Here is a 12,838-nt window from a genome sequence, read left to right as displayed (position 1 = left end):
CAGGATATTTGTTTGTAGTAAGGACTTTAGTCCTGATTTTCTAAGGACTAAAGTCCTTACTACGAACTGGTTCTGACTTGACAATTAGCTAAATCAAGCACTGAAGTATTTAGCTACTGGGTGATAAGTGATAATCGCCGTTGTAGACTGTTCAGGATAAAGTTGCTCACTGTCATCCATATATAAATTAATTCTGTCAGTCTGCAACAACTCCAGTTGCTTATACTGGTCTTGAATATTCGGACAAGCCGGATAGCCAAAACTATACCGAGAACCACGATAACGCTGTGCTAACACATCCCGAATATTATCGGGTTCATCAGCACTAAAGCCTAATTCCCGGCGAATTCTGGCGTGTGTCCACTCAGCTAGGGCTTCCGCTACCTGCACAGCCATACCGTGAAAATACAGATAATCTGTGTATTGATTATCAGCAAATAACTTCTGGGCGTACTCCGTAGCAATTTCCCCTACAGTCACCGCTTGCATCGGGAACACATCAATTACCCCCGAATCTTTGGGTGCAAAGAAATCAGCTATACACAATCTTCTTAACGACTTTTGCCGGGGAAAATCAAACTTAGCTATTTCTGGCGCGTTTTGGCTATTGCTTTCATAGATATACAAAGTATTACCTTCCGACTGACAAGGGAAATACCCGTAAATTACCTGGGGATGCAACAGATTTTCAGTGATAATGCGCTGCTTCCAAGTTTCCAAAATGGGATACACTTTTTCATCTAAGAAAGCTTGATATTCTTCCTTAGATTGTTCCTTGGGCTTGCGGAATTGCCACTGTCCAACAATCAACGCCTGTAAGTCTAAATGCCAAAATACTTCCTCAATAGGAATGTCGTTAGGCTGTAAAAGTTGCGTTCCCCAGAATGGCGGTGTCGGACGTTCAATATCTACCGCTACGGCTTCGGAACGTCGGGTGTCTATGGGGACTGGGGACTCTTGACTGGGGACTCTTGACTGGGAAGAAGTAGGAACTGGGGATTTTTGGTGGCTAGTTTCTGATGCTTGAGTACCGACTTCATCTAGGAAGCCTTGTAAATCATCCCATTTACCAGATGCTTTTGCTGGCATTAATTTATCCATGAAATGCAAGTCAGAAAAAGCATCTTTACCGTAAACTACCTTACCTTTGTAAGTATTTTGGCAGTCTTGATTGACAAATTTTGGTGTTAACGCCGCACCACCTAAAATTACAGGTACGGTAATACCTTTTTCGTTGAACACCTCTAAATTTTCTTTCATGAACGCCGTGGATTTCACCAATAACCCACTCATGGCGATACAATCAGCTTGATGCTGGTTGTAGGCTTCGATGATGTTTTCCACGGGCTGTTTAATACCTAAGTTAATCACCTTGTAACCGTTGTTAGATAAGATGATATCTACTAGGTTTTTACCAATGTCGTGAACATCGCCCTTCACCGTGGCGATAATTACTTTCCCCTTGGCGTTATTTCCAGCCTCAGATTTTTCCATGAACGGTTCAAGATAAGCTACAGCAGCTTTCATGGTTTCGGCTGACTGCAACACAAACGGTAACTGCATTTGTCCTGAACCGAATAACTCACCCACTACTTTCATCCCGTCTAACAGGAAGGTGTTAATAATTTCCAGTGGGGGATATTGTTCTAAAGCTTTTGTGAGTTGTGCTTCTAAACCGATACGTTCACCGTCAATGATATGGCGTTTGAGACGTTCCTCGATGGGTAAGTTTTCATCAATACCTGTGTTGCGTTTGGTTTTGACACCCTCAAATAATTTGGTTAATTCTGTTAAGGGGTCATAAACGCAGACATCACCCTCAAATTTGCGTTCATCATAAATTAATTGATGGCAAACTTCTTGATGGTGTGGTTCTATCTTCGACAGTGGTAAAATCTTGCTAGCACTGACGATCGCACCATCCATACCAGCTGACATTGCCTCATGCAAGAACATCGAGTTGAGTACAATCCTAGCGGCTGGGTTTAAACCGAAGGATATATTGGACACACCCAACATAATGTGACAACCCGGCAATTCTTGACGAATGCGGCGAATCGCTTCTATAGTTGCCTTGCCATTTTCCCGGTCTTCTTCAATCCCCGTAGAAATTGGTAAAGCTAGAGTATCAAAAAATATCTCATGGGCAGGTATACCATATTCTACAGCTTGACGGTAAGCACGCTGGGCAATTTGAAACTTTTTCTCGGCTGTGCGCGCCATTCCTTCCTCGTCAATTGTGCCAATGACGACACCTGCGCCGTATTTCTTGGCTAACTCCAGCACTTTCAAAAAGCGCGGTTCGCCATCTTCGTAGTTGGTGGAGTTCAGCAAACACTTACCACCAGCTACCTTTAAACCCGCCTCCATTTTTTCCCATTCGGTGGAGTCAAGCATTAAGGGTAGGGTGACATTATTCACCAAGCGCGAAACTAACTCGTGCATATCCCGCACGCCGTCGCGTCCGACATAATCAACGTTAACATCTAGGATATGTGCGCCTTCTTTTACTTGCGATCGCGCCATTGACACCAGTCCATCCCAGTCTTCTGCATTCAGCAAATCACGGCACTTTTTAGAACCACTGGCGTTGAGACGTTCACCGACAATCAAGAAAGAATTATCTTGGTCGTAGGGTTGAGTAGAATAAATTGATGCGGCGGCTGGTTCTAAACTCGGCTGTCTAATTTTTGGCCTGAGTTCTTTGGTGATTTCTGCTAGTTGTTGAATGTGTTCTGGACGTGTCCCACAGCAACCCCCTATTACTTGGACACCTAAATCTTCAACAAAGTGCATTAACGCCATGCGTAATTCTACAGGCGTGAGACGGTAGTGTGCTTGACCACCGACGTTTTCAGGTAAACCCGCATTAGGAATACAAGAAACCACAAACCGTGAATGTTCCGATAAATATTTAATGTGTGGTTTCATCAAGTCGGGGCCTGTGGCACAGTTCAGCCCTAAAATATCTATGGGGTAAGGTTCTAAAATGGTCAGCACTGCGTTGATTTCTGAACCTACCAGCATTGTCCCCATGCTTTCCATTGTCACGGATACCATCAGGGGTAGACGTTCCCCTTTTTTGGCAAAGACTTCTTCAATACCATTCAATGCGGCTTTAATTTGCAGCACATCTTGGCAAGTCTCAACGATAAATAAATCAACTCCACCATCTATCAAGGCTTCTGCTTGTTCAGCAAAAGCTGTTTTCATGGTATCAAAGTCGATATGTCCCAGAGTCGGTAGTTTGGTTGTGGGGCCGATAGAACCGGCGACAAACCGGGGTTTGTCTGGGGTGGAAAATTCCGCCGCCACACTTTTGGCGAGTTGGGCGGCGGTTTTGTTGAGATAATATGCTTGATCGGCTAAGTCATACTCAGCCAAGACTATGGAAGTACCGCCGAAAGTATCAGTTTCGATGACATCTGCACCGACAGCGAGAAAGTCGCGGTGAACTTTGGCGACGGCTTCGGGTTTGGTGTGGACTAAGTATTCGTTACAACCTTCGTACTGAGTTCCGCCAAAGTCTTCAGCTGTGAGATTTTGGGTTTGCAGGTTGGTTCCCATTGCACCGTCGAAGACGATAACCGGGCGTTCCGGGCTATGCAGGTGTTTGAGGAAAGGATGAGTCATATTTTCCTAGAGGAAATGAGGATATCAAGTGAGTTTGGTGATACTCAACTTAATGTACTATTTTCTCAAATTGCAAGCTTTTGGGGTGGTGTTGCTTCACAGTGATGGTAATTGCTAGATTATCTCACGCAGAGGCGCAAAGGCGCAGAGAGGAGGAGGTTTTGATATTCGCTATTAAAGGTAAGCTATTAAGATATGCTCTGGTGTTTGCTCTATGCTTTACGCTGATTAATGTGCATTCTTTTGGGCAAACCACTATGATATCAGCACCGCAACTGCTGACTGACCCATTTTTGCAATTACCAACTGGGAATTCAGTTAGAGTAGTTTGGTTTACTGAGTTTGCTGGTAGTCAGCATACAGTTAGCTATGGTGACAATTTACAGCACAGGGTTACAGCTACTACTACTAAACTTAGCCGCACACGAGAAGACCAAAATTCTAGGGTAGGAAACCAAACCCAAGTCGGAGAGGTTTATTCACAACCTGTGCAGCGTGATATCTGGCGACATGAAGCTGAGGTGACTGGGTTAACTCCTGGTGTGCGGGTTAATTATCGGGTGACAAGTGAGAGAGAAGACGGTAAAAGTATTAGCAGTGATGTTTTTACTCTTGCACCCACACCCCTATCAGGTACACCGCAAAAAATTCTCCTGACTTCTGACCATCAACTTAAACCAATGGCACCTGCAAACCTACAAAAAGTTGTAGAAACTATCGGAAAAGTTGATGCTGTTTGGTTTGCTGGTGATTTGGTTAATGTGCCTGACCGTGCCTCGGAATGGTTTGATGATAATCGGGGAAATGCGTTATTTCCTGGTTTGCAAGGTCGCGCCCACTATGAAATGAATTATCATGACCAAAACATAGTTTACACTGGTGGGCAAATTATTCAACACGCACCGTTATTTACTTGCATTGGCAATCATGAAGTGATGGGTAGGTTGGGCAGAACGGGCAGTTTAGATGATGAGTTTAATGATACTATTCCCCGTGCTGTTGCTCAAAGACTTTATAGCGGTAAATCTTTAATCGATAATTCTTTTAATACAGTTACCTACGAAGAAATTTTTACCCTACCCGAAAGTCAAGAGGGTGGTAAAAGGTATTATGCAGTTAGTTTTGGTGATGTGCGTTTAGTGGTTCTGTACGTTACTAATATGTGGCGGACTGCTAAATTAGACTCACCTTATAAGGGGAGATATAAAGAAACAGAAAAAGATTTAAATCAACCAGAAAATTGGGGTTATGGGCAGGTAATTTATGAACCCATTACTAAAGGTAGTGAGCAGTATAATTGGTTAGTTAAAGAACTCAATAGCCCAGAATTTCAACAAGCTAAATACAAAGTTGTGATGTTTCATCATCCACCCCATACCCTGGGTGATAATATCGTTCCGGCTTACACTGAACCTGTACAAATAATTGCAAGGGACGCTGAAGGGAAAATTACAGATGTGCGTTATGAGTATCCTAAGCACTCAGATTATATTATTCGTGATGTGATTCCTTTATTAGAGGCTGCTAAGGTGCAACTTGTCTTTTTTGGTCATTCCCATTTATGGAATCGTTTTATTAGTCAAAGTGGGATGCACTTTTTAGAAACATCTAACGTTGGTAATTCTTATGGTGCTGCTTGGAATGGTAAAAAACGGGAAGTTCCTGTTGGTTATCAGGAAGATTATACAGCAGTTGGCGACCCGAATGGTTTAGAACCTGTTTCACCGACAATTAATCCTTTGGTGGGGGAAGATGGTCAGATAATGCCTTATATTGCTAGTAATGAGATTACGGTTTTTAGTATTTTTGATACTGGGAGTGGGACGGTTAGTAGCTATCGTTTTGATACCCGCAAACCTGATGCGGATGTGGTGAAATTTGATGAATTTACTTTGGGGGTAGATGTGTTGCGTTAATTTTTTCGTGTTGGTGAAGAAGATTTTTCCAGGTTCGCGCACACAGCTAAGGCGGAACCCGCTTTTTTAGGCGCAAGAAATACGATGAAAATCTTTCTTCCCTACTCTTTACTCCTTACTATATTGATAGTGCGGAAATCATTTGCAAGTTTGCATCTATGAGGCGGATATTTTTGACGGCGAAGGCTTTTAAGTCTGGATCTTCACCTAACTGTAATTGACGGGTATGAATAATTAGATTTTCCATCTGTCCGTTGATTCCGGCTTCGTTAATGTATGCTTGGTCAAAATTACTATCAGATAATTGTGATAATTGGGCAATGATGGCTTGATGCTTAGGGGCTGTATCGGTTGGGGAAGTAATACCTTTTTGGCTAGCTAATCCGTTTAATTCTTGATTAGCTTCTGTATGATTTTTAATCATTAGTTGGGCATATTCTTTAATGGTATTATTCTGAGTTTTTTGTAATGCCATTTTTGCCATTTCAATCTCTGCAATTCCGGCTTGAGTTGCTTCTAAGACAAATATCTGATCAATCGGATTTAGCTGGGTTTGGGGGTTAGTAATCTCAGGCGGAGAATTTTGAGTGATGCTTTTAGCCGTTGCTGGTTTGTTGATTTGGGGATAAAGAGAGAGTGCGATCGCTGCACTCACCCCAACAATTCCGATTGTATTGATCAACTGTTTAGTAGAATTGCCTTTTAGTAATTTCATGTGGTTGTGAATGCTAGAATTAACACTTATCAATTTATAGGTTTGAACAAGGGATAAATACCTGAATATTTAATGATGTTTACGGCTAAACTCCTCACTCTCAGCTTTAATTTCTGCCTAGATTCTTAGTGATGATTATTTTCTAAATTTTGTGCTAAAATCTCTGATGGCAATCGACCGGCTCGATGAGCATTATCAGGAACTTCATGGGGGTTAAATACTCCCTCTGGCAAGTAGACTAATTCTCTCAATGGTGTAACCATTGGGTCATTAGTTACTTTATACGGTAGTCTTCCCATCGCTACATTATCGTAGTTTAAATGATGGCGGTCATAAGTGCTGATTTCGTATTCTTCAGTAAAGGATATACAATTTGTCGGGCAGTATTCCACACAGTTACCGCAAAAAATACAGACTCCAAAATCAATACTGTAGTGATTAAGTTTTTTCTTTTTGTTGACTTTATCAAATTCCCAATCCACTACAGGTAAATTAATCGGACATACCCGTACACACACTTCACACGATATACACTTATCATATTCAAAGTGAATTCTCCCTCGGAAACGTTCAGAGGGAATGAGTTTTTCATAAGGATATTGTACAGTAATGGGACGACGGTTGAGATGGTCAAATGTCACCGATAGCCCTTGTCCTATATATCTACCTGCTAAAAATGAATGTTGGATATAATCGCCTACTTGCTGTAAAAATTTAAACATAATTAAATTCATCTCAGCTAATAATCACAGCTAACAATGCCCCTAATCAGCACGGTAATTGCTGCTATCAATTTTCACCTCTGTCAAATGAAAGGTTTTACATTCAGGATGTATGCAACTAGCGCATCAGTAGGGTACATCAGATGTCAATAAGCTGTTAATTTTTCCCAAATTCTATCTACTGCCGTACTCTACAAGAGAATAACAATGTGTGTTCACACTTACATCCTAACTTTACTCTGAGTCACCCCTGAGCAAAATCATCAGTTCAACTAAAGTAGTTCGGAAGAATGATGTAGTGAAAATTTGAATTTAGGAAATATAACAAGAAGATAGTCAGATGAATCTGAAGATAAATTTATGAAACACAACAATAAATCCATATTAGATGAAGGGGAACTTTCCTCAAATCAACATAATTTTGACGAGAATACAGCTTTAAAAGCTAGTTTTTTTGAGAAAATCCACCAAACAAAAAATAATATATTCTCTTTTATTGTCCGTAGCGTTTTTATTCTGTTATTCTCAGCATTTTTCTTCGTGGTTGCTATTTACTACGGACTGATCAATCCATAAAAAATCATCTCATTTTCAGGATACCAGTTTACTAGCTGAAGTAATGACGGCATTTAATGCAACTCTTCAGCTTTGAGGCGTATACCACACTACAAATGAAATTAGTTGTAATCTCTTTCTTTAGTGTGATGGAATTAGTAGTAGTTAATTTGTTTATTTATAGAGACGAATTAGAAAAAATTGCCTGGAAATCTAATTTCCTGAACTCAGCCTGTTGAACTTTATCAATGCCATCGTTTCTATTAAGAAAAGTAAAAAGGTGGTAACTCAATCGCCAATGGTTGCTAGTACAGTACGGCGGAAATAAGCCAACCATTTTTTTGAATTTTGACTTCGGCGTAGCGGTGCTAGCTCATTAGCAATAGCAAATTGCTTGAGTTTGTGAAAAGGATGTGATTAAAATACATGGCAGCGAAATATCCTAAATTTAGCCAGGATCTTGCTCAAGATCCAACTACGCGGCGCATCTGGTATGCGATGGCGCAAGGTAACGATTTTGAAAGCCATGATGGGATAACTGAGGAAAATTTATATCAGAAAATCTTTGCTACTCACTTTGGTCATGTAGCGATCATTTTCCTCTGGGCTTCTAGCTTGTTGTTCCACGTAGCTTGGCAAGGTAACTTTGAACAGTGGATTCAAGATCCTTTACATATTCGTCCTATCGCCCATGCGATTTGGGATCCTCATTTTGGTAAACCAGCTGTAGAAGCTTTTACCCAAGGTGGTGCTAACTATCCAGTTAACATTGCTTACTCTGGTGTTTATCACTGGTGGTATACCATTGGGATGCGAACCAATAATGATTTGTATGTTGGTTCGGTGTTCCTGTTGTTGTTAGCAGCAGTATTTCTATTTGCTGGTTGGTTACATTTACAGCCGAAATACCGTCCTAGTTTAACTTGGTTTAAGAGTGCTGAACCTCGTCTTAACCATCACTTGGCGGGTTTATTTGGTGTCAGTTCTTTGGCTTGGGCTGGTCATTTAATCCACGTTGCAATACCTGAGTCTCGCGGGGTTCATGTTGGTTGGGATAATTTCTTGACAACGTTACCTCACCCGGCCGGGTTAACACCTTTCTGGACTGGGAATTGGGGTGTGTATGCTCAAAATCCCGATACAGCAGCACATATCTTTGGCACTTCTCAAGGTTCGGGAACGGCGATTTTAACGTTTTTGGGTGGCTTCCATCCTCAGACAGAATCTCTGTGGTTGACTGATATGGCACATCACCATTTAGCGATCGCAGTTATTTTCATTATCGCCGGTCATCAATACCGCACTAACTTCGGTATCGGTCACAGTATCAAAGAAATGCTAAACGCTAGAAATTTCTTTGGCATCCGCACCGAAGGTCAGTTTAACCTGCCCCACTACGGGCTGTATGATACCTATAACAACTCTCTGCACTTCCAATTAAGTATTCACCTCGCCGCTTTAGGAACCGCAACTTCCTTAGTAGCGCAACACATGTACTCGTTACCTCCTTACGCTTTCATGGCTAAGGACTACACCACCCAAGCCGCACTATACACCCATCATCAATATATTGCAGGTTTCTTGATGATTGGGGCATTTGCCCATGCGGCGATTTTCTGGGTAAGGGACTATGACCCAGAACAAAACCGAGGTAACGTATTAGATCGAGTCCTCCAACATAAGGAAGCGATTATCTCTCACTTAAGTTGGGTATCGTTATTCCTCGGTTTCCATACACTTGGGTTATACGTTCACAACGACGTAGTAGTTGCTTTCGGTACACCTGAAAAGCAGATTTTGATTGAGCCGGTGTTTGCTCAATTTATCCAATCTGCTCACGGCAAATTGCTGTATGGTATGGATACTCTGTTATCTAATCCTCACAGCATAGCTTTTACAGCCTACCCCAACCACGGCAATGTTTGGCTGCCTGGGTGGTTAGATGCAATTAACTCTGGTACTAATTCCCTGTTTTTGACGATAGGGCCTGGAGATTTCTTAGTACATCATGCGATCGCACTCGGTCTGCACACCACTACATTAATATGTGTGAAAGGTGCATTAGATGCCCGTGCGAGTAAGCTATTCCCCGATAAAAAAGACTTTGGTTTCACCTTCCCCTGTGATGGGCCTGGACGCGGTGGTACTTGTCAAACCTCCGCTTGGGAACAATCATTTTTCCTCGCCTTCTTCTGGATGTTAAACCTCTTGGGTTGGGTAACATTCTACTGGCATTGGAAGCATTTAGGAGTTTGGCAAGGTAATATAGCCCAGTTTAACGAAAGCTCAACATATTTGATGGGTTGGTTGCGAGATTACCTGTGGGCGAACTCTGCACAATTAATCAACGGTTATAACCCCTACGGTACAAGTAACCTCTCAGTTTGGGCGTGGATGTTCCTATTTGGACACCTAGTTTGGGCGACTGGTTTCATGTTCCTGATTAGCTGGCGTGGTTATTGGCAAGAATTAATAGAAACCCTAGTTTGGGCGCATGAACGCACACCATTAGCTAACTTAGTGCGTTGGAAAGATAAGCCTGTAGCGATGTCAATTGTGCAAGGTTGGTTAGTAGGTTTAGCACACTTTACCGTGGGCTATGTCCTCACCTATGCAGCCTTTCTCATAGCCTCCACAGCCGGTAAATTTGGATAAAGTTTTGATTTTTCTCTGACCCTTGAGCCATCATCCTCCTTTATTGCCATTAAAGGGGGATTTTTATTTTACCTAAAATTGTAGTGAACTTACACGAATAAAATGATGCAAAAAAATTGTAGGTTATAGATTTTTATTTTAAAACATTCGTAGCATTAATTACCTGAAATTTATTTAGTTACAACTATCTAGAAATTACAATAGGTAACAAAAAAGCGAGATTGTAACGTGATATTACAAACCTTGCAAAAATATTTAGAAATTGTTTGCTAGCCAAACATGGCTCTAACGTAGAACCTATAGGATAAACTTGAGGGAATCGTCATGAATAAAAATCCTAATCAAAACTATCGGTTTGTCTGCACCCTGACTTTTGGTGATATCTACGGTCAAATAATAGTGTGGTTAATCACGATTGTCGTCAGTTTAGCATCAGCTTTAGCACTGATGGGCGCAAGAAGACCAGTGTATGCTTTAGCTACGGTGGGTTTGGTGGTTTTATTATCTCTTCCTTTCTTGTTGTTCGCGTTTGTGACTACACTTTTAAATCACATTGAATTAACCGCCGTAGAACCAGGTACGAAGACTCAACCGATTCCTGGTAATGTTTCCCAACAAAAACCTGTACAAGCAACTAGCTGAGGAATGGGGTGTGGGGATGAGGGGGATGAGGAGGATGAGGAGGATGAGGAAGCGGAGGAAGCCAATATTTCACCCACTCCCCAATACCCAGTCCCCAATCCCTGATGTTTCTCAAGTCATCTCTACAATAGAACTGAGTGTTTTGCAGTCGGGAATTAAGTATGTTGGAACATGATGTGATTATTGTCGGGGGTGGCTTGGCGGGTTGTCGGGCGGCTGTGGAAATTGCCCGCACAGATCCTAGTTTAAAAGTGGCGATAGTTGCTAAAACCCATCCGATTCGTTCTCACTCGGTTGCGGCTCAAGGTGGTATCGCTGCTACATTAAAAAATGTGGATTCTACTGATTGTTGGGAGGCTCACGCCTTTGATACTGTTAAGGGTTCTGATTATCTGGCAGACCAAGATGCAGTAGCAATTCTTGCCCAAGAAGCCCCGGATGTGGTGATTGATTTGGAACATCTGGGGGTTTTATTCTCCCGTTTACCGGATGGGCGGATTGCACAACGGGCTTTTGGGGGACATTCTCACAACCGTACTTGTTACGCCGCAGATAAAACAGGTCACGCTATTCTACATGAATTAGTGAATAATTTGCGCCGTTATGGTGTGCAGATATATCAAGAATGGTATGTGATGCGCCTGATTTTAGAAGACAATGAGGCGAAAGGTTTGGTCATGTACCGCTTGCTAGATGGACATATTGAGGTTGTCCGCGCTAAGGCGGTGATGTTTGCCACTGGGGGATATGGTCGGGTTTATAATACTACTTCTAATGATTATGCTTCCACTGGTGATGGTTTGGCGATGACTGCACTGGCTGGTTTACCCCTGGAAGATATGGAGTTTGTGCAGTTCCATCCTACGGGTTTATATCCGGTGGGGGTGCTGATTTCGGAAGCTGTGCGGGGTGAAGGGGCTTATTTAATTAATTCAGAAGGCGATCGCTTTATGGCGAATTACGCACCCAGTCGCATGGAACTAGCCCCCCGTGATATTACTTCACGGGCGATCGCCTACGAAATTCGCGCCGGGCGTGGTATAAATCCTGATGGTAGTGCTGGCGGTGCGTTTGTCTATCTGGATTTGCGCCACATGGGCAAAGAAAAAATTATGAGTCGTGTTCCCTTCTGTTGGGAAGAAGCTCACCGTTTAGTCGGTGTGGATGCTGTGACTCAACCTATGCCAGTCCGTCCCACTATTCATTATTGCATGGGCGGTATCCCTGTCAATACTGATGGTAGAGTCCGCAGTAGTGGCGATGGTTTTGTTGAGGGTTTCTTTGCTGCTGGTGAGACGGCTTGTGTTTCGGTTCACGGGGCGAATCGTTTAGGTAGTAATTCTCTATTAGAATGTGTAGTTTATGGTAAACGCACTGGGGCGGCGATCGCTGATTATGTGCAGAAACGTAAGTTACCCAGCATCCATGAAAAAAGTTACATCAAACAAGCCCAGCAAGAAATTCAAGCTTTACTAGAACAACCTGGACAATACCGGATTAACCAAATACGCCAAAGCTTTCAAGATTCCATGACTCAGTTTTGCGGTGTTTTCCGTACTGAGGAATTAATGACTGAGGGTTGGGAAAAAATTACCGCATTACAGCAGCAATATACACAAATATACTTAGATGATAAAGGTAGTTGTTGGAATACAGAATTAGTTGAAGCTTTAGAACTCAGAAGTTTGATGGTAGTCGGACAAACTATCTTAGCATCAGCCCTGAATCGTCAAGAAAGTCGTGGCGCACATTTCCGGGAAGATTATCCCCAACGCGATGATGCTAACTTCCTCAAGCATACAATGGCTTACTATTCACCCGCAGGTATTGATATTCAATATCGCCCAGTCGCAATTACCATGTTTGAACCACAGGAGAGAAAATATTAACCCAGATTGTAAATCAACCAGGACTTGAGAAACCTAACCCCCCTTAGCTGAATCAAAAAGAAGCCTCTCGCCTACCCGAAGAGGCGACGAGATGAATTTTTGGGCGGCGAC

General features: G+C 42.4%; 7 protein-coding genes. 4 read left to right on the top strand and 3 right to left on the bottom strand.

Features of this window, described 5'->3' with window-relative positions:
* Positions 1–93 precede the first annotated feature (93 nt).
* Positions 94–3,633 (bottom strand): methionine synthase, encoded by a 3,540-nt coding sequence (gene metH, locus AACS98_RS22365; protein ID WP_066384263.1) that lies wholly within the window; start codon positions 3,631–3,633, stop codon positions 94–96.
* Positions 3,634–3,890: 257 nt separating this feature from the next.
* Between metH and AACS98_RS22360 the strand changes: the two genes are divergently transcribed.
* Positions 3,891–5,549 carry a purple acid phosphatase family protein gene (locus AACS98_RS22360; RefSeq protein WP_066384447.1) on the top strand — a complete coding sequence of 553 codons (1,659 nt, stop codon included), beginning with the start codon at positions 3,891–3,893 and terminating at the stop codon, positions 5,547–5,549.
* Positions 5,550–5,667: 118 nt separating this feature from the next.
* On the opposite strand, the gene AACS98_RS22355 is transcribed toward AACS98_RS22360, so the two are convergent.
* Together AACS98_RS22355 and ndhI are read right to left on the bottom strand one after the other, a co-directional pair.
* On the bottom strand, positions 5,668–6,231 hold the full coding sequence (locus tag AACS98_RS22355; protein WP_232317211.1) for a DUF4142 domain-containing protein: 564 nt from the start codon (positions 6,229–6,231) through the stop codon (positions 5,668–5,670).
* Between the two features lie 158 nt (positions 6,232–6,389).
* Entirely contained in the window at positions 6,390–6,986 is a 597-nt protein-coding gene (ndhI, locus tag AACS98_RS22350) for an NAD(P)H-quinone oxidoreductase subunit I (RefSeq protein WP_066384443.1), read from the bottom strand.
* A gap of 981 nt (positions 6,987–7,967) precedes the next feature.
* Between ndhI and psaB the strand changes: the two genes are divergently transcribed.
* From psaB to AACS98_RS22335, 3 genes are all read left to right on the top strand, one after another.
* Complete coding sequence (gene psaB / locus AACS98_RS22345; RefSeq protein ID WP_066384257.1) at positions 7,968–10,196, top strand: photosystem I core protein PsaB; 2,229 nt, start codon at positions 7,968–7,970, stop codon at positions 10,194–10,196.
* A 324-nt stretch (positions 10,197–10,520) separates the two neighbouring features.
* Entirely contained in the window at positions 10,521–10,838 is a 318-nt protein-coding gene (locus tag AACS98_RS22340) for a hypothetical protein (RefSeq protein ID WP_066384254.1), read from the top strand.
* 161 nt (positions 10,839–10,999) lie between these two features.
* Positions 11,000–12,727 (top strand): succinate dehydrogenase/fumarate reductase flavoprotein subunit, encoded by a 1,728-nt coding sequence (locus tag AACS98_RS22335; protein WP_066384252.1) that lies wholly within the window; start codon positions 11,000–11,002, stop codon positions 12,725–12,727.
* Positions 12,728–12,838: the final 111 nt, after the last annotated feature.

The organism is Anabaena sp. CA = ATCC 33047, assembly GCF_963870205.1.
GTDB lineage: Bacteria > Cyanobacteriota > Cyanobacteriia > Cyanobacteriales > Nostocaceae > Trichormus.
This window is presented reverse-complemented; position numbering and strand designations above follow the sequence as displayed.